The sequence below is a fragment of the Agrobacterium tumefaciens str. B6 genome (assembly GCF_001541315.1).
Taxonomy (GTDB): Bacteria; Pseudomonadota; Alphaproteobacteria; order Rhizobiales; family Rhizobiaceae; genus Agrobacterium; species Agrobacterium radiobacter.
In genome coordinates this window covers 37156-58397 of record NZ_LMVK01000051.1, presented here as the reverse complement: position 1 = coordinate 58397, position 21242 = coordinate 37156, and the positions used below count along the sequence as shown (strand labels likewise).

Here is a 21242-nt window from a genome sequence, read left to right as displayed (position 1 = left end):
CCCCTTGAGGGGGAGATGCCCGGCAGGGCAGAGGGGGGTAAGCTCCACGCACCTCCGCGCCACTAAGAATCGCACAACCTCCTGAAACCTCACCCCCCAGTTACGAATCCGTCAGATTCTTACGCTACAGATTGACGCAGGCGTTTGTTGCATTGCACTCTTGCGGGCAAGGCTGAAGGGGGAATCACTCCCCATCATCAAAATGGCATCACGACCATTTCGCGGCGACGCCATGCCGGATGCGACATCCGGTCATTGCAATAATTCTGTTCCGGGGTTTTTCATGCACCAGTTCGATCTGATTGTTGTCGGCAGCGGTCCGGCGGGAAGACGGGCCGCCATTCAGGCCGCCAAGCTCGAAAAGAAGGTTCTGGTCATCGAGAAGGGCAGCCGCGTCGGCGGCGTTTCGGTGCACACCGGCACCATCCCTTCGAAGACCCTGCGCGAAACGGCGCTCAACCTCACCGGCTGGCGCGAGCGCGGTTTTTACGGGCGCGCCTATCGTGTCAAGCAGGAGATCGACGCCGAAGACCTGCGCCGCCGCCTGCTCATCACGCTGGATCACGAAGTGGAAGTGCTGGAGCACCAGTTCGCCCGCAACCGCGTCCAGCACATTCGCGGCACGGCAAGCTTCATCGACGCGAACACCATGAAGGTGGTGAAAAGCGATGGTGAGATCATGACCGTTACCGCGACCTCGATCCTGCTGACCATTGGCACCCGCCCCTACCGGCCGCCGCACATTCCCTTCGATGGCGAAGCGGTGCTCGATTCGGACGAGATTCTCGAGATCAAGGAGCTGCCGCGCTCGATGATCGTTGTCGGCGCCGGCGTCATCGGCATCGAATACGCCACGATCTTCAGCGCGCTCGACACGCAGGTGACGGTGGTGGAGCCGCGCGAAACGATGCTGGAATTCATCGACAAGGAAATCGTCGAGGATTTCGCCTATCAGCTGCGCGACCGCAACATGAAGCTGATCTTCGGCCAGAAGGCGGAAAAGGTGGAGCGTGACGACGGCGGCAAATGCCTCGTCTCGCTCGGCAATGGTCGCGTCCTCAAGGCCGAGACGGTGCTGTTTGCCGCCGGCCGCGTCGGCGCTACCGATACGCTCAACCTTTCGGCCTGCGGGCTGGAGGCCGACAGCCGCGGCCGCCTGAAGGTCGATCCCGAGACCTTCCAGACCTCGGTGCCGAACATCTATGCCGCCGGCGACATCATCGGTTTCCCGAGCCTTGCATCCACGTCCATGGAACAGGGCCGCATCGCCCCCCGCCAGGCCGTCGGTCCCCCGGCCGGCGACCCGCCGCAATTCTTCCCCTACGGCATCTATGCCGTGCCTGAAATCTCCACCTGCGGCCTGACGGAAGAAGAAGTCATCGAACGCGCCATTCCCTATGAATGCGGCATCGCCCATTTCCGCGAAACCTCCCGCGGCCACATCATGGGTCTCGACAGCGGGCTCTTGAAGATGATCTTCTCGCTGAAAACCCGCCGCCTGCTCGGCGTCCACATCGTCGGCGAAGGCGCAACGGAACTGGTGCATATCGGCCAGGCGGTGCTGAATCTCAAAGGCACGGTGGAGTATTTCGTGGAGAATACGTTCAATTACCCCACGCTCGCGGAAGCCTACAAGATTGCCGGGCTGGATGCGTGGAACCGCATGGGTGAGATCAAGAAGGATTGAGCGGCGGATTTTCAAAGGGGTGCGAAGCTACCGAGAGGCATGGCAAGTTGCCTTGCGCGCTTGTGGCAAGGTCGTAGCATCCCCACTCCGTCACCCCGGACTTGATCCGGGGTCCAGCCAACCCAAGTCCTTGGGCTGAGAGACTCATCCCACAGCCACGATGCCGCCTCCGTCATCCTCGGGCTTGACCCGAGGATCCATGGTACGCGCGGGTTGTGGATCCTCGGGTCAAGCCCGAGGATGACGGAGAGGTTTCAGCAATTCCGCCGCAGACGGAACCACGCTCACCATCTAATGCTATACCGCGCACTCACCCCCGGCCGGAAATGATCCGCAAAACCCTGGTCAAGCGTTCCGCGCACCGTCAGATTATCGCCGATCTTCTGCTCCACCGCCACGCCGCTGCTGAACTCGTTGAAGCTGTTGCGGCTCGCCCCCGTCAACACGAAGGCCGTGCCGGTTTCCGAGCGGGACAGGCGCAACGACTGCGACACATCAAGACCGTTCCATTGCTGCGCCGTGCCGTCGTAACGCACGGTGAAATTGCGGTTCGCCTCGATATCCAGTTCCGGCGTGACGATGCGCTTCTGCTGCGATGTCATGGAGAGGCTGCTCGACCCCGTTAATGCATTGACTATGACACCGACGTCGCGTGCAAGCGAGACACCGGGCAGCTGTTCCGCCAGCAGCGTGACATTACCCCACAGCCGAACCGGCGTATCCACCACCTGCCCCGTCCTCGAGGCATTCATGCCCATTTCCAGCCCCGCCCGGATCGGCGTATCGACCGGCAGCTTGGCGCCGATGCGCGCCGTGTAGGAACGATCGGAATTCTTGACCGGTTTCCAGATCAGCCCGGCCTCATCCGCATGAGCGGCCGTGGCGGCGGTGAAGAGCGACAATGCAAGGGCAGAACCCGTTCGGAGCGACATATTTGTCCCCTGGCAGATTAAGGGCGCGCCGGAAGACCCGGCAGGCACGGTAAAAGCTCAAGGCCAATGGTTTGGCAGCGATGAGGCCGCATAAAAGCGGCGCACAGTACCCGAGCGGCCGCGTTCAGCGACCGGGGCAAATCATGCTGCGCAGGGTGACAGATGAACGGGAGATGAACAAGAGCAGATGCAGCAAAAAATCATGCTGCACTGCATTGTGATCAAAACGAAAAATCCCCGTGCTGCTCATTTCCTGAGGTCGGTCCAACGCAGCGGGTCAGGATGTCATCAATCACCACGTCTAAAGGCCTCGATGAATCAATGACCGTTGCATTGGCGGGAAGGTCTTCTTTCGTCGCATGGAGTTGCAAGACAAATTCGCGTTCGGCCGCCTTTCCGCCGAACTCGTCCTCAGGCCTCTCCATCAACCGTCTTCGCAAGATCGCGACGTCGATATCCAGAACGAAGACCTGATCGAAGCGGTCTATAAAACGCCCAAAGTTCCTTGAGCCGCCGCAGAAGAACGTGATCGCGTGACGTCGATCAGTCACCAGCGCCTGCACTTTTTTGACATCCCAAATATGATGCCGATGACGGTAGATAATATCCCCATCCCCTTGAAACAGCGAGAGATCGACCGGTTCGCCTGTTTCAGGATCACCTTTGTAGGCAAGGTCACGGTCGCCGTGGATGACATGATAGCCACGTCGCTGGAGTTCGGTTGCCACCGAGGTTTTACCGGTGCCGGAAACACCCTCGATCAAATAGTTTCTGACACCCATAACACGACCCTTCAACATTCCCCGGCGTCGTGGCGATGGTGCCTATATTTCCGGTTCGGCGGCCACGGTCTCTAACGATAATGATTCAGAATGACGCAACGATGTCAAAAGCCCGAAACCGGGCGGGCAATACTGCCAGAAAACCGGCGCCCAAACAAAAAGGCCGCAGCTTTCGCCGCGGCCCTTTGTTCAATCAGCTTGCACCGAAGAAGATTATTCGGCGTCGCCTTCGGCGGCCTTTTTCTTGGCCGGAGCCTTCTTCTTCGGAGCGGCTTCTTCGCCTTCAGCGGCGGCGTCAGCCTTGGCAGCAGCCTTTTTCTTGGCCGGAGCCTTCTTCTTGGTTTCCGTTTCTTCTTCGCCGTCGTCAGCCAGCAGCTCTTCCTTGGAAACGGTCTTGTCCGTTACCGAGATTTCGGAGAGCAGCTTGTCAATGACCTTCTCTTCGAAGATCGGAGCGCGCAGCGAAGCGGAAGCGCCGGGGGTGTTGCGGAAGAAATCGAGGATTTCCTTCTGCTGGCCGGGGAACTGCTGCAGCTGCTGGAACAGCGCGCGCTGCATTTCTTCTTCGGTCACTTCAACGCCGGCCTTTTCGCCGATTTCGGAGAGAACGAGGCCGAGACGAACGCGACGCTCAGCAAGCTTGCGATATTCTTCGCGGGCTTCTTCTTCGGTCGTGTCTTCGTCAGCGAAGGTCTTGCCGGACTGGGCGAGATCGGTGTTGATCTGGCGCCAGATGTTGTCGAACTCGGCGTCGACGAGGCCAGCCGGCGTGTCGAACTTGTACATCTCGTCCAGCTGGTCGAGAATCTGACGCTTGACCTTCTGGCGGGTGACGTTGCCGTACTGGCTTTCGATCTGGCCCTTGACGATTTCCTTCAGCTTTTCAGCCGATTCGAGACCGAGCTTGGTGGCCAGTTCGTCGTTGATTTCAACAGCAGCGGCAGCAGCAACTTCCTTGACGGTGATGTCGAAGTTGGCTTCCTTGCCCGCGAGGTTCGCAGCCGGGTAGTCGGCCGGGAAGGTCACGGTGATGGTCTTTTCGTCGCCGGCCTTGACGCCAACGAGCTGGTCTTCGAAGCCGGGGATGAAGCGGCCAGAACCGAGGACCAGTTCAGCGTCTTCAGCAGCGCCGCCGTCGAAGGCAACGCCGTCAACCTTGCCGAGATAGTTCATGGTGACGCGGTCGCCGTCGGCGGCCTTGCCCTTCTTGGCCTCGTAGGTGCGGGCGCTTTCAGCGATCTTGAGGATCTGCTCGTTGATTTCGTCTTCGGAGACTTCAACAACTTCGCGGGTAACCTTGATGCCGTCATTGGCCTTCAGTTCGATGGCCGGAATGATTTCGTAGGCGACGGTGAATTCGAAATCGGATTCAGCCGACAGAATCTTTTCGGCTTCCTGCTCGTCTTCGGTCATGGAGATGGCCGGTTGGGTAGCAGACTTCTCGCCGCGGCTGGAGAGGATTTCGGAAGGCTTTTCACGAACCAGCTCGTTGACGAGGTCGGCCATGATGGACTTGCCATACATCTTCTTCAGGTGACCCATCGGCACCTTGCCGGGACGGAAACCGTTGATGCGAACCTTGTCCTTGGCGTCAACCAGGCGCTCGTCCAGACGGGCCTTCATGTCGGCAGCCGGGATAACGATCTTGAGTTCGCGCTTCAGCCCTTCAGCGAGCGTTTCAATAACCTGCATTTTCTCAAACCTTCACATCATGGCGGCGGTGCTCAGACAGCCGTTGGTTTACTTTCGAGCACTGCGCCGGAAACTTCGTTCCCCGGCCGTGGCTTCCCTTATTTCTTTACACAAGCGCCTGCCGCACACCTTTGCGCCTGCACCGGAGACCAAAGACCAAAGGGGAGAAAAGAACCCCGAAGCTCCCCGCATCTTATAAAGATGCACTCTGGCGCAAGCGTGGCACAGCCATGCCTTGCTTGTGGTGCGGGTAGAGAGACTCGAACTCCCACGCCGAAGCGTTGGTACCTAAAACCAATGCGTCTACCAATTCCGCCATACCCGCACGTTGGGCGGCGGTATGTCACAATGTTCTGAAAGGGTCAAGCACGCCGTTCCCCCGCCTTTCGTTTCCTCCGGACTTTTCTTGTTGCCCGCGCCGGCGGGGAGAGGCAGCCGCCCCCTAAGCTTATTTGCCGCCGCCGCCAGGGGATGAGGCGCAAGGACCGGACTGGGGCGATTCTGGGCTGGAAACGGGAAACCGCGGGGCATCCGCCCCCTCTCCTTGCCGGCCCGCCCCAAGCGGCACATCCGCATGGAAGCAGGCGGGGAAGCCGGCAATATTTATGCGGCTACATTGACATTATATATAGCCTCTCCCGCAACCGACATTGCCGGATTGCCGCCCCCCGCTTCATATCTGCAATTCAAGGCTTCTGCGCCGCGCCCACCCCGTATCCGGCCATGCCTCCCGGATTCGCAACGCCCAACCCCATTCGATCACCAAAAGCACACAAATTGGTCACAAATTATGCACGGATCGCCGCAATCGGGTCGATTTCTCCACTTGCCTTGCGTTTAATGCATAGGTGACATCTTGCTTTGTCTGTTTTTGTTTTGATTAAACCGATTATATTCATGGTCATACAGAGATCGAGTTCAGCCCCGGACCAAAGCCTCCCAAGACTGGCCGTAGAGACTGAACAGCACGAAGAGGAAGATGAAAATGAACATCACACGCTCGCTGACCAACTGGCGCAAGTATCGTCAGACCGTAACCGAACTCGGCCGCATGACCGACCGCGAACTGAATGACCTCGGCATCGGCCGTCAGGACATCCGTCGCGTCGCCCGCACCGCCGTCGGCATCTAATTATACGCCCCGCCGCTCCTTGCGGCGGATGCGAGACGACCTACCCAAAAAGGCCTGAGGCTTCCGCCTCCGGCCTTTTTTCGTTTTGGGCGACTGCACAGCCACTCGCCGTATCGGCAGATGAAAAATGCATCGATCGGCCGACCAATTGCACAGGCCTGGATCGCGCTAGAGCCTCTTCATGGCTGCTTTTCACACCGGAAAGCCTCTCCTACGCCGCCAAAAGCTGCCAAATCAGTCAAAACCGCCTGAAACACAGGCATTTCCGCTCATATTTTGCCCAACCGATACTCAAAGCCGCAAATTTAGCCGACATAGTGCACAAATGCATGGCAGTAGCCTAAATTCTGCACTGCACAACATGGCTCAATGTCTATATATAAACCTCAACAGCCGAGAGCACAGAGAAACACTGAGCCGGCAGACGAAATCAACAGAGATAGATTGAGGAAACGACCATGAACCCCATCCGCATCGCAAAGAACTGGATCTCCTACCGCCGCACGATCAACGAACTTGGCAGCCTGTCCAACCAGGCTCTGAGCGACATCGGCCTGACCCGTTACGACATCCGTAACGTAGCAGCCCGTTCGTTCCGCTAAGGCGTAAACGATCGTCCCGCTGCCCGACCTCCAGGGCGCGACGATCGAGCGACAGGTTAAAAAAAGCGGCGCCTCTGGCGCCGTTTTTGATTCTGGCGGAATATGCGGGAAATTCTCGCCAGTCGGCCGTTGAAGAACATCAGCACCGCACATCACGCCATGCGGTGTCGCCCCCTCCTTGTCGGTTGCTCTTCCGCTACACTCCTCTCCCGCCATGCCGGACTTGATCCGGCATCCAGTAACGGCGCGTCTGCGCCGTGGGAAGAGTCCTTTCAGCCCAAAGACTTGGGCTGGCTGGATTCCGGCTCAAGGCCGGAATGACGGAGGAAGATGGCCCCCTACAAAAAAACGCTGCCAACCATCACAGCAAATTACACATCCAGACGAAGACGAGGTCACCAATCACATTGGGCGACCTGCTAGCATAAAGACCACATCCCCTCCGTCGTAATCCTCACCCCAAAAACATTTGGCTGCCCCGGCCATGCATGCTAGTGCATCCGCAAACAATGCAGCGTCCTTCGGGACCCGCGCGGAACAATCACTCGAAAGACAGCCGCCGGACGGGAGCCTTTGCCCCGCGGCCGCCTATGGACACCGAAATGCAAGACAAGACCACTTCTCCCATTCATGTCGTGGGCGGCGGACTGGCCGGTTCGGAAGCCGCATGGCAGATCGCGCAAAGCGGCGTCCCCGTCATCCTGCACGAAATGCGCGGCGTGCGCGGCACGGATGCGCATAAGGGCGATACGCTGGCGGAACTGGTCTGTTCCAACTCCTTCCGCTCCGACGATGCAACGGCGAACGCAGTCGGCGTCATCCATGCGGAAATGCGGCTCGCCGGCTCACTGATCATGGCCTGCGCCGACAGACACCAGGTGCCGGCCGGCGGTGCACTCGCCGTCGACCGAGACGGGTTTTCTGAAGCCGTGACGAAAGAGCTGGAAAGTCACCCCCTGGTGACGATCGTGCGCGAAGAGGTGAACGGCCTGCCGCCGAGGGAATGGGGCAACTCGATCATCGCCACCGGCCCGCTCACCTCGCCGGATCTCGCCGCCGCCATTCAGGCCGAGACGGGTGAGGATGCGCTCGCCTTTTTCGACGCCATCGCCCCCATCGTGCACCGCGACAGCATCAACATGGATATCTGCTGGTATCAGTCGCGTTACGACAAGGTCGGCCCCGGCGGCACCGGCAAGGATTACATCAACTGCCCGCTGAACGAGGAACAGTATAACGCCTTCATCGATGCGCTGATCGCCGGCGATACCGTCGGTTTCAAGGAATGGGAAGGTACGCCCTATTTCGACGGCTGCCTGCCGATCGAGATCATGGCCGAACGCGGCCGCGAGACACTTCGCCACGGCCCGATGAAACCGATGGGCCTGACCAACGCCCATAACCCCACCGTCAAGGCCTATGCCGTCGTCCAGCTGCGGCAGGACAATGCGCTCGGCACGCTCTACAACATGGTCGGTTTCCAGACCAAGCTGAAATATGGCGTTCAGGCGGATGTGTTCCGCATGATACCGGGCCTCGAAAATGCGGAATTCGCGCGCCTCGGCGGCCTGCACCGCAATACCTATATCGATTCCCCCATCCTGCTCGACCGCTCGCTGAAGCTGAAATCCCGGCCGGACCTGCGTTTCGCCGGCCAGATCACCGGCTGCGAAGGTTACGTGGAAAGCGCCTCCGTCGGCCTTCTCGCCGGCCGCTTCGCCGCCGCCGAGCAGAAGGGCGAGACCCCGAGCCTGCCGCCGGCCACCACCGCGCTCGGCTCGCTTCTCAACCACATCACCGGCGGCCACCTCTCCTCCGATGATGAGCCGGGCAAACGTTCCTTCCAGCCGATGAACATCAATTTCGGCCTCTTCCCGGAACTGACGCCGGGCTCGATCGTCAAGCCTGAAGGCGTGAAGCGTTTTCGCGGCAAGGACAAGACGATCATGAAACGCCAGCTGATTGCAGCGCGGGCGTTGAGGGATTGCGCGGAATGGCTCGACCTTTCAAAGGCTTCCGTCGCCACATCCTGAATTTGAGACCACCCGCGCTCCACGCAATGGCGGGGCGCGGTCATGGCTTACATGACATTCCATTTATTGAAATCGGATTTGCCGGACTGATAGGGGTAGTGCCGCGAAAAGAATGGATTGATCGCCGTTACATATTCGAAGTCTATGGTGGTATCGGCCAGAAAGGCAAATAGCGGTCGATAGCTGTAACGCCCTGAAACCACGATAATCGCTTCATTTGGCCCGAAATTGCCGTCCTTAATCGCCTTGTCCCATTCTACGCCTTCGGCTGAACCGAAGAAATTATACGGCTGAAATTGCAGCTCGGGAACATTGCCCACCAGCTTTGCGCTTCTCAAAGTGAGGTTAAGCTTTTCGGTCTGAAGAAGACCGTTTCCGGACATGAGCACGAACGTTTTGACGCCCGTTCTCACCCGGGTCTCGAACTCCGGAAACCGTGCCGACCAACGGGCCGTATTGTCCACGGCCGTCACAAAGCGATCGTAGCTCAGCCATCCGCGTCCGATTTCAAGAACAACGGCCAGAACAAGGATGAGCAGTGGCGCCAGAAGAGCCATCTCGACGGCAGCGGCGCCGGAGCGGCAAAGCCCCATGGAATACAGACGGGATATAGGTCGCATGATGCTCATTCGGTCACCCGCACAGCCGTTATCGCCAGCGACACATTTTGGAGCTGACGGACAGTCCCTGAGCTTGGAACGAGCAGGTGCGTCGTCGGCATGACGAAGTTCCACCTGTACCCCACCGCCAGAATATATTGTCCTGCCGCGGCGGTCGGCGACTGAAAGCTGTTCTCTATCGGAAATGCGACGGGGGCCGCGGCAATGTCGTCATCAAGTATTGGCGTGAGTGAAATCTTCAAATTATCCGCATTAGTCGCGGTGATGAACCCGGACGAAATCGCCTGCCGCAATGCCCTCTCCGTCACCTGCTGACGATGCATCGCAGCTCGGCGCAAATATTCAACGCCGGCACTCGAAGCGGTTGAGAGATAAAGATGGTAGAGCAGCAGCAGCCCGATTTCGAGGATTCCGAAAATCAAAATCAGAAAAACGGGCAACAGCAGGCCCACTTCAACGGCGGCGGCAGCCTGCCTGTCGGCAAGAATCCTCAGGTAAAGCCGCCTGAAAAGCCGGTGCCGTGAACCGTCATGCGATTGCTTGCCGCCATGAGCCGCAGGTGCGATTTCAGGAACGCTCATCGCCGTACCGTCCGATATATCGCAACTCAAAGCCGGTAATGATGCCGCCGAAGCTATCACTTAACCCCGAAGCCGCAATGGTCAGCCTGTATATGGAATAAGTGTCGACCGTGATCTGCTCCCGGTACTGCCGCCATCTGATGACCTGATCGATGGCGTTTTTCATCCCCGGGCCTTGTTTCATCTGGAAGATGGTTTTCACCGCCCCGGATTGCGGCAGCAGCGGTTGCAGAGATATATCGATACCATTGGTCAGTTCGGCACTTTTCACGTTGTTAAAACTGCTCTTTCGGCCATTGTACCAAACCGAAATCTCGTATTTTCCCGGGTGAAGTTCGACGTCTTTGTAGATCGAGCTGTTTGCATCAGTGCGCTTCTTGCCCTGTATTGATGTCCCCCAGTCACTATCCAGTTCAATAACATAGCGAGTGGGCAGGGACGCAAGACTGCTATTGGCACCCTCCTCAAACAGCGGCCTGTCACTTGACTGCACTGCCTTTTCATTTCCTTTTAACTTGCAAGCCTTGTCATTTGCGGTTTCGTCTCCCTTTTCAGCCTCTTTTTCGAAACCTTCCGGATATCCCTCCCATGCATGGATCTTACGGCAGCAAGGGCTACTCCAGTCCTGCAATTCGATACCGGGTCCCGTTCCGCCGTGCCATTTCAACTCCGTGTAAGGATACACACCCCAGCAGCCGCTGGGCGTCTGGGTCGTTATGCCGTTCTTCAGAATACGCTCCCGGCCGAGAGTATTGTTTTCAAAATTATTATCGACGAGTACTTCACCGTCATATGGATAGGGCGGGATACCCTCGCAGGAATAGGCAAGGCGATATTTCATCTCATCGACATCGAACATATCCGCAAACAAGAGCCGATAGCTGAATTCGGCTTTGATATCAGTCCGCAGCCAGTTGATGGTGACATCACGTTCCAGCACCTTTTGTTTTGTCGACTGGATCATCGCATCGAAGGTTGTCAGCACATTTTCACGGCGTGTCGAATCCGCACCCACATCGGTACGCGTCGGTTTGGTCGAGCGCTCACCGGCAAGCGCCATAACGCGCTTGGACTGAAGAAAATAACTCAGGCCTCTACCGCCCTCAAAAAGCAGTCCCATCAGGATGATAAAAACCGGCAGAAGCAGCGCCGTCATGATCGCAAAGGCGGCCGTGCGGTCGCCTATGAAAAGCGAAAACAGCCCTTCACGAACAGCTTTTTTTCTTGTCCACTCAAACATCCTGAAAACACCGTCTCATGTCGCTCATCGCGGCGGGAAAGGCGCACTGTGAAAAGCGGTGCGCCCGGCTTTCTGCCACGCTAAAAAATATCCGGCCTGCCACCGGGTGCTGAAAATTGCCTGTCGATTGGCGAACGCTTTTTCGGGAGCAGTTCTCGCCGACCTCTTAAAATCCACGGGGTCATTAGCACGGAAACCGTAAACCAAAGGCCAACAAAAACCGGAAAATATTCTGTAAATTCATATGCTTAATTCATTTATTAATAAATTAGAACGTATGAATTGTGGCCATCATGCCGTGCATGACGGGGCCGATTTCGGCAATGCAGTTTTCTTCGGGGCGACAAACCGGGGTTTGCCCCTTGTCCCTCCAGCCAAGCTCGGGCAAAACAGCCCTGTTCAATCACAAGACAATGCCAGGAGATAAGATATGGACGTTCGCGCCGCAGTTGCCATTCAGGCCGGAAAACCGCTTGAGGTCATGACCGTTCAACTCGAAGGCCCCCGCGCCGGCGAAGTGCTGGTTGAGGTCAAGGCGACCGGCATCTGCCATACAGACGATTTCACCCTGTCGGGTGCGGATCCGGAAGGCCTGTTCCCGGCCATTCTCGGCCATGAAGGCGCGGGCATCGTGGTGGATGTCGGACCGGGCGTCACCTCGGTCAAGAAGGGCGACCATGTCATTCCGCTCTACACGCCGGAATGCCGCGAGTGCTATTCCTGCACCTCGCGCAAGACCAATCTCTGCACCTCAATCCGCGCCACCCAGGGCCAGGGCGTGATGCCTGACGGCACCTCGCGCTTCTCGATCGGCAAGGACAAGATCCATCACTACATGGGCTGCTCGACCTTCTCGAACTATACGGTCCTGCCGGAGATCGCGCTGGCCAAGATCAACCCGGACGCGCCCTTCGACAAGGTCTGCTACATCGGCTGCGGCGTCACCACCGGCATCGGTGCGGTCATCAACACCGCCAAGGTCGAGATCGGCTCCACGGCGATCGTCTTCGGTCTCGGCGGCATTGGCCTCAACGTGCTGCAGGGCCTGCGTCTTGCCGGCGCGGACATGATCATCGGCGTCGACATCAACCCCGACCGCAAGGCCTGGGGCGAGAAGTTCGGCATGACCCATTTCGTCAACCCGAAGGAAGTCGGCGAGGACATCGTGCCCTATCTCGTCAACATGACGAAGCGTAATGGCGACCTGATCGGCGGCGCGGATTACACGTTCGACTGCACCGGCAATACCAAGGTCATGCGCCAGGCGCTGGAAGCCTCGCATCGCGGCTGGGGCAAGTCGGTCATCATCGGCGTTGCCGGCGCCGGCCAGGAAATCTCCACGCGTCCGTTCCAGCTCGTCACCGGCCGCAACTGGATGGGCACCGCTTTTGGCGGTGCGCGCGGCCGCACGGATGTGCCGAAGATCGTCGATTGGTACATGGAAGGCAAGATCCAGATCGACCCGATGATCACCCACACCATGCCGCTCGAAGACATCAACAAGGGCTTCGACCTGATGCATAAGGGCGAAAGCATCCGCGGCGTCGTGGTTTATTGATTGGATAAGACAGAGGCGGGCGCGCGTAACCGCGCGCGCCCGCCTTTCATGCAAATGTGATCGCCTCCAACCGCCTGCAGCCATTGCGATTAACTGGACGGTAAATCTATCGTCGTAAGCCGATACTGCGCGGTGGAGTTGAAAATCCCTCCCCGCCCAGAACGGCGCCAGACCAGCGGAGAGCGACCCTGAAAATCGTACCGATCGACAACGGAAACCGCGTCGCCGCCGTCGCTCTTCTGGCGAAAGGCTTCCCGGAAAAAAGCGAGGCCTTCTGGTCGCGCGGGTTGTCGCTCATCAGCGAGCATCACGAGCGGCGCGAACTGGGTCCGATCGGGCAATTACTGATCAAGGGCGACGATGCCGCAGGTGTGCTGCTGACGATCAAAAGCCGCCTGCCCGGTACCGGCACGATCATCGTCAACCTGTCCAGCTGGTATGTGGAGCCTTCCTGCCGCTGGTTCGCACCGCGCATGCTGCAGATGGCCTCATCCAATGAGGACGAAATCTTCACCGATCTCACCCCCTCTCCCGAAGCCTGCAGGCTGAATGAGAGGCTGGGCTTTGCGACGGTGACCGATTGCACGCTTTTTTATCCGCTGCCCTTTGCTGCACTTCGCCCGGCAAGTGCGCGGCTCCGCCCGCTTGCGGACATAAAACCGGAAATACTGTCCGCCGAAACGCGCGGCATGCTGGAAGACCACGCCCGCCTCGGCTGCATCGTGGCCTTGATGGAGGCGGAGAACCGCCACCACCCGCTGGTCTTCCTGAAAACCACAACCAGAAGACTGCCATCCGCGCGCCTCATCCATTGCGACGACCGGCAGGTTGCGCAAAGGCACATATCCGCAATTGCCCGCCACCTTCTTGGCCACGGCCGGGTTGCGCTGACCATGGCGGCGCTTGAGGGAGAGCGAAAGGCCGGCGGCCTTGCCGCACATAAATCTGCACCCATACAAGTAAAAGGCGTATGGAACCCACAATTTATTAACGAAACATACTCAGAGTTGGTGTTATTGCCACCGTAGGTATTTTAGTGATTCTTGCGCGACTCGACGGAATCTTGGCCTTTACAGACAAAGCGCCGTTCCGGGCAGTCTTCTGGGGAACACGAGGGAAATCGGAGAACGAGCATGCTTGCAGCGCAAAAGAGTGAAATCGACGTTGCTGATACCATCTATTCCTACCTCTCCAATCGTTTTCCCGCCTATGCCCCCTTTTCCGCCGACACGCTGCTTCTCGAAGGCGGTGTGATCGATTCGCTCGGGTTTCTTGAGTTGATGATCTTCCTCGGGGAGGGTTTCGGCATCATTCTCGATGACGAGCATTTCACCCCCGACAATCTCGGCACGCCGGCCGATCTCATCGCCTTCGTCCTCAGGGAACGGAGGAGATGACACCCCATTTCCTGCTGCACCATCTTCTTACCGCGCGCGCGGCGAGCGACGATCCGGCCGTCGTCCACAAGGACCGATCGCTGAACTATCGCGAATTCGCCGAGGCAGCAGCCCGTTGTGCAGCGGCATTGCAGGAAGCCGGAACACAACGCGGTGACCGCGTCGTCATCTATCTGCCGCGCGGCATCGAGGAATGCTGGTCGATCTTCGGCGTGAGCATGGCGGCCGGCGTCTTCGTGCCTGTCAACGCATTGCTGAAGGCGCAGCAGATTCGCCATATCATCAGGGATTGCGGCGCAAAGATCGTCATCAGCGACGCTGCGATGATAAATGAGCTGAATGCAGCATTGGCAGACCTTCCCGATGTCACGATCCTGCTGGCGGAGGAGATTGGGACCCGCACCGGCGCACCCGCCCGGCCTTCGGCGGCGATCGGCGAAGACCTGGCCGCAATTCTTTATACCTCCGGCTCCACCGGCTCGCCCAAGGGCGTGATGCTGTCGCACCGCAATCTTCTGGCCGGCGCGCGCATCGTGCGCACCTATCTGGACATCACCGGCAGGGACCGCATTCTTTCCCTCCTGCCTTTCAGCTTCGATTATGGCCTGAACCAGCTGCTGACAGCGGTGGAACAGGGCGCGGCCACTGTCATCTCCACCTTCCGGCTGGGCGATGAGATCGTCCGCGATCTGCGCGACCACGCCATCACGGGTCTGGCCGGCGTGCCGACGATCTGGGCGATCCTGACGAAAGCGGCCCCGTCGCTCACAAAGACACCGCTGCCGCATCTGCGCTACATCACCAATTCCGGCGGACGCGTGCCGCAGGAAACCGTAAAAGCGCTGCGCGAGAAGCTGCCGGACACGAAAATCTACCTGATGTATGGCCTCACCGAGGCCTTCCGCTCCACCTTCCTGCCGCCTGATGAAATCGACCGCCGCCCGACCTCCATCGGCAAGGCCATTCCCGAATGCGAAATCTTCATCGTCACCGCTGAGGGACAGAGGGCAAAACCGGGTGAACCCGGCATTCTCGTGCATCGCGGCCCGACCGTCTCGCTGGGTTACTGGAACCGGCCGGAGGACACGGCCAAGGTGCTGCGTCCTCACCCCTTCATTCCGGCGGCACTGGGCGGCGAAACCGTGTGTTATTCCGGCGATCTCGCGGTGGAAGACGAGGACGGTTTCTTCAGTTTCGTTGCCCGCAACGATGCGATGATCAAATCTTCAGGCTATCGCATCAGCCCGACCGAGGTCGAGGAGAGCCTGATGTCGACAGGGCTTTTCCAGCAGGTCGCCGTTATCGGCCTGCCCGACCCCTTTGCGGGCGAAAAGGTGCATGCCGTGGCAACCGCCGCCAACCAGAATATCGATGTTTCGGCCGCGCTTAAAAAAGCCGCCGAAATGCTCGCCCCCTTCATGATCCCGCGCGCCATCGAACTGGTGGAACGACTGCCGACAACGGCCAATGGCAAGGTGGATTACCGCGCGCTGGTGCGCGAACGGACGGACAATGGCGCCAACGGATAAACCCCAGAGCCACGGCCCGGCCTTTGCAGCCGCGTTATTCGGCATAAGCGAAAACGATCTGATGATCGGTGGACTTCCCGTGCGCGATATTGTCGCCGGAACCGGAACACCATGCTTTCTCTATGACGCCAGCGCCATGCGCCGCGCCTATCGCAATCTCGAAACGGCGCTCAGTGGCTTTGCCGACATCTATTATTCGGTGAAGGCCAATCCCCTGCCCGCCATCATCTCGCTTTTCCGCCAGGAAGGCGCCGGTGCGGAAATTGCCTCCGTCGGCGAATACCGCGCCGCCATCAAGGCCGGTGTCGCACCGGAAAAAATCATCTTCGCCGGCCCCGGCAAAAGCAAAGCCGAATTGCGCGAAGTGATCGAGGGCGGCATCGGCGAAATCCACATCGAAAGCGCCGAGGAAATTGGCCGCATCGAGGCGATCGGCAAGCCGGTCAAAGCCTCGATCCGCATCAATCCGGTGCCGGATGCACAAGCCGGCGCGATGCGCATGGGCGGCAAGGCCACGGCCTTCGGTTTCGATGAGGAAGAGCTGGAAAATGTCCTGCCGCTCTTCAAGGACGCCCGATATATCGATCTCGTCGGCGTTCATATTTACGGCGGCACGCAGATCCTCGATGCCGACATGCTTGTCTCCCAATGGAGACACTCCATTTTGCTTGCCGCGCGCATGGCCGGGATGCTCGGTAAGCCGCTCGAAACCATCGATCTCGGCGGCGGTCTCGGCATCCCCTATTTCGCAGGCGAAACGCCGCTCGATCTTGCAGCGGTCAGTGCCGCCATTCCCGACCTCAAGGCGCTCGTAAAGGCGCATCCGCTGATAACCGACGCCCATGTCATCGTCGAACCCGGCCGTTTCCTCGCCGGTTCCGGCGGCGTCTATGTGGCGGAGGTGAATTCGGTAAAGACCTCGCGCGGCACTACCTTCGTGGTGATGGATGGCGGCATGCACCACCACCTCGCCGCCTCCGGCAATCTCGGCCAGATCGTCAAGCGCAACTACCCCATCGTCGCACCGGCCATGATGCAGGCAGACTATGAGGAAACGGCAACCATCGTCGGCCCGCTCTGCACACCGCTCGACACCCTGGCCCGCAATGCGGCCCTGCCGAAGCTGAAGGCTGGTGATCTCCTGGCAATCCTGCAATCGGGCGCCTATGGCGCCACCGCTAGCCCTTCGGGTTTTCTCAGCCATCCGGCGGCGAAGGAAGTGCTGATCGAGGATGGTGACATCGCCATTGTCACGTCGGCTCGAGATAGGGCTGGAGACAATATTGCTACCCTCACATCCGAAAATCCCCATCAAACACTAAGAATTTATGACATTCGCGAGGGCGTAATTGCAGCCGATCTTTACGATCTCCTTCATCTCCTCGCACCGGCCTCTCAAACGGCAACTTGGGTCGTTTCCACGGTCAAGTCTCTGCAATCCGCCGATGAATGGTTTGAGGTGGTGGGTGAATCGCGAGATGACCTCGAGATGTTGGCCCAGAAAGATGCGCGTATTTCAGGCGCCGTTCTGGCCGACCTCGCGAAGAAGGCGAAACAAGTGATATGGGGGCAGTTTACTGCGTTGTCGCCAGCCTTGGATCAGGAATGGGTGACCATTCGGGCAATCGACAGTAGCTTCTATGAAGTAACGACGCCTGACGCGAATGTGCAGGATAAGATTAAATCGTTCTTTCGGGATGTCCGCCCTACAGATTCGCAATACCGGTAAACTGAGACGCAACGCACGGGATAATCACCCCCGTAACAGTCTGTCCCCAACCGCAAATTTGGATTTCAGCAGACACTCATCATATTCCGCCTCGGCATCGGAATCGAACACAATACCGCCGCCAACATTGAAGACCGCGCGACCGTCATCGAACAGCGTCATCGTGCGGATCGCCACGGAGAACCTCATCTCCCCACCAGGCGATATGGCGCCGATCGCGCCGCAATAGGCGTCGCGCGGCGTCTGTTCCAGTTCGCGCAGGATCTTCATCGCCCACATTTTCGGCGCGCCGGTCACCGAACCGCAGGGAAAAAGCGCCGCGAAAATATCCTCCACCGTCACATCAGGCAAAAGCTTCGCGCGCACATGGCTGACCATCTGGTGCACGGTGGGATAGGTCTCGATATCGAACAGTCGCGGCACATGGAGGCTGCCGACCTCGGTGATGCGGGAAATATCGTTGCGCAGGAGATCGACGATCATGCGGTTTTCGGCAAGCGTCTTTTCATCCTCAAGCATCGCCGCGATGATCGTCCGGTCCTCTTGCGCATTCGCACCGCGCGGCGTCGTTCCCTTCATCGGATGGGTTTCAATGAAACCTTCCCCGTCCACCGAGAAAAACAGTTCCGGTGAGCGCGACAGGATCACCGGTCCACCGAGATCGACCAGCGCGCCATATTTGACCGGCTGGCGCGCGACCAGCGACCAGAAGGCCGTGAGCGGATCGCCGCTCCAGCGAGCATGAACGGGCATCGTCAGATTGCCCTGATAACAGTCGCCGCGACGCAGATGCCCGTGCAACCGCTCGAAGCGCTGGCAATAATCTTCAAGGCTCCATGCGGGCGCGGGATCGGACAGGAACGCATCGGCATCCGGCAGACTTTCGGGCCGCGCAAATCGCCCCTCATCCGGCTGTGGGCCGGAAAAGACGCCGAAGCGAAGGAACGGCACGTTGCGAGGCTCGGCAGCAAAGTCCACAAGTTTCGGCTCGAACAGGAAACCCGCCTCGTAGGACATATAGCCGGCAAGGTATTTCCCGGCGCGGCGCAGCTGCTCCATGCGCGTCAGGGCGGCAAAAAACGCTTCCGGCTCGTCCGCGACGATGATCTCTTCCGGCTCGGTGAAGGCAGTCACCGTGCCGGTCGTATCATCCCGGAAAAGAACGTAAGGCGCATGTGCCAATGAAAGCGTCCGAAACAGGAGAAAGGGTCGGGAAACGTCAGACCGGGTCTATATCGCCCCGCGCCCACATCTCGATGGTTTCCGCATAAAAATCGGCGAAACGGCCTTCCTCGATCGACTTGCGGATACCCTGCATCAGCTCCTGATAATAGGCAAGATTGTGCCAGGAGAGCAGCATGCCGCCCAGCGCCTCGTTGGAGCGCGTAAGATGATGCAGATAGGCGCGGGAGTAATCACGCGAGGCCGGGCAGTTTGACTGCTCATCGAGCGGCCGCATATCCTCCGCATGGCGGGCATTGCGGATATTGACCCTGCCGCGACGGGTGAAGGCAAGCCCGTGACGACCGGAACGGGTCGGCATCACGCAGTCGAACATGTCGATGCCGCGCGCGACGGATTTCAGAATATCGTCAGGCGTACCGACGCCCATCAGATAACGCGGCTTTTCAGTGGGCAGCACCGGCAGCGTGATGTCGAGCATGCCCAGCATCACATCCTGCGGCTCGCCGACGGCAAGGCCGCCGACCGCGTAACCCTTGAGATCAAGCTCCTTCAGCCCTTCGGCGGAACGAATGCGCAGATCCGGCTGGTCGCCACCCTGCACGATGCCGAACATGGCCTTGCCAGGCTGTTCGCCAAAGGCAACGCGGCAGCGTTCCGCCCAGCGCAGCGACATTTCCATGGCGCGCTCGATTTCCTTGCGCTCGGCTGGCAGCGCGATGCATTCATCAAGCTGCATCTGGATGTCCGAATCAAGCATGCCCTGAATTTCGATCGAGCGTTCCGGCGACATATGGTGCAACGAACCGTCCACATGGCTCTTGAAGGTCACACCCTGCTCGTCCAGCTTGCGCAGGCCGGAAAGCGACATAACCTGAAAGCCGCCGCTGTCGGTGAGGATCGGGTGCGGCCAGCGGATCAGCTCATGCAGGCCGCCGAGCCTTGCCACGCGCTCCGGGCCGGGCCGCAGCATCAGGTGATAGGTATTGCCGAGAATGATATCGGCCCCGAGCTCGCGCACCTGGTCGAGATACATGGCCTTGACAGTACCGACAGTGCCAACAGGCATGAAGGCGGGCGTGCGGATGACGCCGCGCGGCATGGCGACTTCGCCGAGGCGTGCGCCGCCACTCGTGGCTTTCAGGGTGAAGGTGAATTTCTCGTGCATCAGTTTTTCCGGAACAACAGGCTGGAATCGCCATAGGAATAGAAGCGGTATCCGGTTTCGATGGCGTGCTTATAAGCGTCACGCATCGTTTCGAGACCGCAGAAAGCCGAAACGAGCATGAACAGCGTCGATTTCGGCAGGTGGAAATTGGTCATCAGAATATCGACCGCGCGGAAGCGATATCCGGGCGTGATGAAGATGCCTGTGGGGCCTGACCATGGGTGAATGACGCCGTCTTCGGAGGCAGCGCTTTCGATCAACCGCAGCGAGGTGGTGCCGACGCAGACGATGCGCCCGCCGCGCGCCTTCACGGCATTCAGTCTGTCGGCGGTTTCCTGCGACACATGGCCGATCTCGAAATGCATCTTGTGATCGTCGGTATCGTCGGACTTCACCGGAAGGAAGGTGCCTGCCCCAACGTGAAGTGTCACGAAATGCCGCTCGATACCCCCCTTATCAAGAGCTTCGAACAGATCGGGCGTGAAATGCAGTCCGGCGGTGGGGGCGGCGACGGCGCCCTTCTCGCGGGCATAGATGGTCTGGTAATCGGTCTGGTCCTGCGCATCTTCCGGCCGCTTGGCGGCAATATAGGGCGGCAAGGGAATATGGCCGACGGAGGCGATCGCCTCATCCAGAACAGGGCCGGAAACGTCGAAAAGCAGCGTGATTTCGCCCTCTTCGCCCTTTTCCTCGACGGTGGCCTCGATATGGGCAAGGCCGCAGGCATTGTCGCGCTCATAACCGAAACGGATGCGGTCACCCTCTTTGATGCGCTTGCCGGGGCGCGCGAAAGCCTTCCAGCGCGACTGGTCGGCGCGCATGTGCAGCGTGGCCGAAACAGCCGTCTCCGGCGCGCCTTCGCGCAGGCGAACGCCCTCAAGCTGGGCGGGAATGACGCGGGTATCGTTGAAGACAAGCGCATCGCCGGGCTTCAGGAAAGACGGCAGGTCAAAGACGCGGTGGTCTTCCATGCGGTTTTCATTCGGATCGACCACCAGCAGGCGCGCGCTGTCGCGCGGGTTCGCCGGGCGAAGGGCGATATTCTCCTCGGGCAAATCGAAATCGAACAGGTCTACACGCATTGCAAGGGTCTTCCAGACATCAAAACTTTACACGGCACGGTGAATTTCGGTCCGCCGCATCCCGCCCACTCCCCTCATTCCTGTGCTTGTCACAGGAATCCAGTCGACACGCGTCTGCCTGGCGAGGGTGGCTTTCCAGCCCAAAGACTTGGGCTGGCTGGATTCCTGTGACAAGCACGGGAATGAGGGAAAAAGGAAACGGCGCAAAGAACAGCAATCGTCAAATCTGCCGCACCGTCCTCCAGATCAAGCACCGTCAATAAACATCAAAACCCGCCCCGCATAAACTGCGGGAC

General features: G+C 59.0%; 18 protein-coding genes, 1 tRNA gene and 1 pseudogene. 10 read left to right on the top strand and 10 right to left on the bottom strand.

Annotated features, from left to right (window positions below):
- Window positions 1-283 precede the first annotated feature (283 nt).
- Window positions 284-1687 carry a Si-specific NAD(P)(+) transhydrogenase gene (sthA, locus tag ASB65_RS25170; RefSeq protein ID WP_060725835.1) on the top strand — a complete coding sequence of 468 codons (1404 nt, stop codon included), beginning with the start codon at window positions 284-286 and terminating at the stop codon, window positions 1685-1687.
- Between the two features lie 284 nt (window positions 1688-1971).
- On the opposite strand, the gene ASB65_RS25165 is transcribed toward sthA, so the two are convergent.
- From ASB65_RS25165 to ASB65_RS25150, 4 genes are all read right to left on the bottom strand, one after another.
- Window positions 1972-2619 carry a hypothetical protein gene (locus ASB65_RS25165; protein ID WP_003502986.1) on the bottom strand — a complete coding sequence of 216 codons (648 nt, stop codon included), beginning with the start codon at window positions 2617-2619 and terminating at the stop codon, window positions 1972-1974.
- Between the two features lie 221 nt (window positions 2620-2840).
- Window positions 2841-3401, bottom strand: a complete 561-nt coding sequence (locus ASB65_RS25160) for an AAA family ATPase (protein WP_060725749.1) — start codon at window positions 3399-3401, stop codon at window positions 2841-2843.
- 213 nt (window positions 3402-3614) lie between these two features.
- Complete coding sequence (gene tig / locus ASB65_RS25155; protein WP_060725748.1) at window positions 3615-5093, bottom strand: trigger factor; 1479 nt, start codon at window positions 5091-5093, stop codon at window positions 3615-3617.
- A 242-nt stretch (window positions 5094-5335) separates the two neighbouring features.
- Window positions 5336-5418: transfer RNA gene (locus ASB65_RS25150), tRNA-Leu, on the bottom strand.
- Window positions 5419-6078: 660 nt separating this feature from the next.
- Here ASB65_RS25150 and ASB65_RS27850 point away from each other — a divergent pair.
- From ASB65_RS27850 to trmFO, 3 genes are all read left to right on the top strand, one after another.
- Complete coding sequence (locus ASB65_RS27850) at window positions 6079-6225, top strand: DUF1127 domain-containing protein (RefSeq protein ID WP_003502992.1); 147 nt, start codon at window positions 6079-6081, stop codon at window positions 6223-6225.
- A gap of 458 nt (window positions 6226-6683) precedes the next feature.
- Window positions 6684-6827 (top strand): DUF1127 domain-containing protein, encoded by a 144-nt coding sequence (locus ASB65_RS27845; RefSeq protein ID WP_003495735.1) that lies wholly within the window; start codon window positions 6684-6686, stop codon window positions 6825-6827.
- Between the two features lie 590 nt (window positions 6828-7417).
- Window positions 7418-8860, top strand: a complete 1443-nt coding sequence (gene trmFO, locus ASB65_RS25145; RefSeq protein ID WP_003502995.1) for a methylenetetrahydrofolate--tRNA-(uracil(54)-C(5))-methyltransferase (FADH(2)-oxidizing) TrmFO — start codon at window positions 7418-7420, stop codon at window positions 8858-8860.
- A 47-nt stretch (window positions 8861-8907) separates the two neighbouring features.
- Here the strand turns inward: trmFO and ASB65_RS25140 are convergent, their stop codons facing one another.
- Both ASB65_RS25140 and ASB65_RS25135 read right to left on the bottom strand, forming a co-directional pair.
- Complete coding sequence (locus tag ASB65_RS25140; RefSeq protein WP_003502998.1) at window positions 8908-9489, bottom strand: TadE/TadG family type IV pilus assembly protein; 582 nt, start codon at window positions 9487-9489, stop codon at window positions 8908-8910.
- On the bottom strand, window positions 9486-9902 hold the full coding sequence (locus ASB65_RS25135; RefSeq protein WP_245301401.1) for a pilus assembly protein TadE: 417 nt from the start codon (window positions 9900-9902) through the stop codon (window positions 9486-9488). The genes ASB65_RS25140 and ASB65_RS25135 overlap by 4 nt, the downstream gene beginning before the upstream one ends.
- Between ASB65_RS25135 and ASB65_RS29040 the strand changes: the two genes are divergently transcribed.
- Window positions 9858-10004 carry a hypothetical protein gene (locus tag ASB65_RS29040; protein ID WP_223564881.1) on the top strand — a complete coding sequence of 49 codons (147 nt, stop codon included), beginning with the start codon at window positions 9858-9860 and terminating at the stop codon, window positions 10002-10004. The two genes, ASB65_RS25135 and ASB65_RS29040, sit on opposite strands and share 45 nt — an antisense overlap.
- 43 nt (window positions 10005-10047) lie before the next feature.
- On the opposite strand, the gene ASB65_RS25130 is transcribed toward ASB65_RS29040, so the two are convergent.
- Entirely contained in the window at window positions 10048-11301 is a 1254-nt protein-coding gene (locus ASB65_RS25130) for a TadE/TadG family type IV pilus assembly protein (protein WP_060725747.1), read from the bottom strand.
- Window positions 11302-11731: 430 nt separating this feature from the next.
- On the opposite strand from ASB65_RS25130, the gene ASB65_RS25125 reads away from it, so the two are divergent.
- The 5 genes and pseudogenes from ASB65_RS25125 to ASB65_RS25105 all read left to right on the top strand — a co-directional run.
- Window positions 11732-12859, top strand: a complete 1128-nt coding sequence (locus tag ASB65_RS25125; RefSeq protein ID WP_003503003.1) for an S-(hydroxymethyl)glutathione dehydrogenase/class III alcohol dehydrogenase — start codon at window positions 11732-11734, stop codon at window positions 12857-12859.
- Between the two features lie 287 nt (window positions 12860-13146).
- Window positions 13147-13887, top strand: a complete 741-nt coding sequence (locus ASB65_RS25120; protein ID WP_060725746.1) for a hypothetical protein — start codon at window positions 13147-13149, stop codon at window positions 13885-13887.
- Window positions 13888-13992: 105 nt separating this feature from the next.
- Complete coding sequence (locus ASB65_RS25115) at window positions 13993-14256, top strand: acyl carrier protein (RefSeq protein ID WP_003503006.1); 264 nt, start codon at window positions 13993-13995, stop codon at window positions 14254-14256.
- Window positions 14253-15785, top strand: a complete 1533-nt coding sequence (locus ASB65_RS25110; protein WP_060725745.1) for an AMP-binding protein — start codon at window positions 14253-14255, stop codon at window positions 15783-15785. The genes ASB65_RS25115 and ASB65_RS25110 overlap by 4 nt, the downstream gene beginning before the upstream one ends.
- Window positions 15769-17037, top strand: a pseudogene (locus ASB65_RS25105) (type III PLP-dependent enzyme); the annotation flags it as partial. The gene ASB65_RS25110 and the pseudogene ASB65_RS25105, both read left to right, overlap by 17 nt.
- Window positions 17038-17538: 501 nt before the next feature.
- On the opposite strand, the gene ASB65_RS25100 reads toward ASB65_RS25105, so the two are convergent.
- Genes ASB65_RS25100 through queA form a run of 3 tightly spaced genes read right to left on the bottom strand, consistent with a single transcriptional unit; the run spans window position 17539 to window position 20946 of the window.
- A complete protein-coding gene (locus tag ASB65_RS25100) occupies window positions 17539-18696 on the bottom strand; it encodes an aminodeoxychorismate synthase component I (RefSeq protein ID WP_060725744.1) in 1158 nt (385 codons plus the stop codon).
- A 37-nt stretch (window positions 18697-18733) separates the two neighbouring features.
- Window positions 18734-19864, bottom strand: a complete 1131-nt coding sequence (gene tgt / locus ASB65_RS25095) for a tRNA guanosine(34) transglycosylase Tgt (protein WP_060725743.1) — start codon at window positions 19862-19864, stop codon at window positions 18734-18736.
- Window positions 19864-20946 (bottom strand): tRNA preQ1(34) S-adenosylmethionine ribosyltransferase-isomerase QueA, encoded by a 1083-nt coding sequence (gene queA, locus ASB65_RS25090; RefSeq protein WP_060725742.1) that lies wholly within the window; start codon window positions 20944-20946, stop codon window positions 19864-19866. The genes tgt and queA overlap by 1 nt, the downstream gene beginning before the upstream one ends.
- Window positions 20947-21242: the final 296 nt, after the last annotated feature.

Excerpts from the sequence above, each read along its gene's own strand:
- queA (WP_060725742.1), bottom strand. The coding sequence starts at position 20,946 with ATGCGTGTAGACCTGTTCGATTTCGATTTGCCCGAGGAGAATATCGCC.
- tig (WP_060725748.1), bottom strand. The coding sequence starts at position 5,093 with ATGCAGGTTATTGAAACGCTCGCTGAAGGGCTGAAGCGCGAACTCAAG.
- ASB65_RS25165 (WP_003502986.1), bottom strand. The coding sequence starts at position 2,619 with ATGTCGCTCCGAACGGGTTCTGCCCTTGCATTGTCGCTCTTCACCGCC.
- ASB65_RS25110 (WP_060725745.1), top strand. The coding sequence starts at position 14,253 with ATGACACCCCATTTCCTGCTGCACCATCTTCTTACCGCGCGCGCGGCG.
- ASB65_RS25125 (WP_003503003.1), top strand. The coding sequence starts at position 11,732 with ATGGACGTTCGCGCCGCAGTTGCCATTCAGGCCGGAAAACCGCTTGAG.
- trmFO (WP_003502995.1), top strand. The coding sequence starts at position 7,418 with ATGGACACCGAAATGCAAGACAAGACCACTTCTCCCATTCATGTCGTG.
- ASB65_RS25130 (WP_060725747.1), bottom strand. The coding sequence starts at position 11,301 with ATGTTTGAGTGGACAAGAAAAAAAGCTGTTCGTGAAGGGCTGTTTTCG.
- ASB65_RS27845 (WP_003495735.1), top strand. The coding sequence starts at position 6,684 with ATGAACCCCATCCGCATCGCAAAGAACTGGATCTCCTACCGCCGCACG.
- ASB65_RS25160 (WP_060725749.1), bottom strand. The coding sequence starts at position 3,401 with ATGGGTGTCAGAAACTATTTGATCGAGGGTGTTTCCGGCACCGGTAAA.
- sthA (WP_060725835.1), top strand. The coding sequence starts at position 284 with ATGCACCAGTTCGATCTGATTGTTGTCGGCAGCGGTCCGGCGGGAAGA.
- ASB65_RS27850 (WP_003502992.1), top strand. The coding sequence starts at position 6,079 with ATGAACATCACACGCTCGCTGACCAACTGGCGCAAGTATCGTCAGACC.
- ASB65_RS25140 (WP_003502998.1), bottom strand. The coding sequence starts at position 9,489 with ATGAGCATCATGCGACCTATATCCCGTCTGTATTCCATGGGGCTTTGC.
- ASB65_RS25115 (WP_003503006.1), top strand. The coding sequence starts at position 13,993 with ATGCTTGCAGCGCAAAAGAGTGAAATCGACGTTGCTGATACCATCTAT.
- tgt (WP_060725743.1), bottom strand. The coding sequence starts at position 19,864 with ATGCACGAGAAATTCACCTTCACCCTGAAAGCCACGAGTGGCGGCGCA.
- ASB65_RS29040 (WP_223564881.1), top strand. The coding sequence starts at position 9,858 with ATGGTAGAGCAGCAGCAGCCCGATTTCGAGGATTCCGAAAATCAAAAT.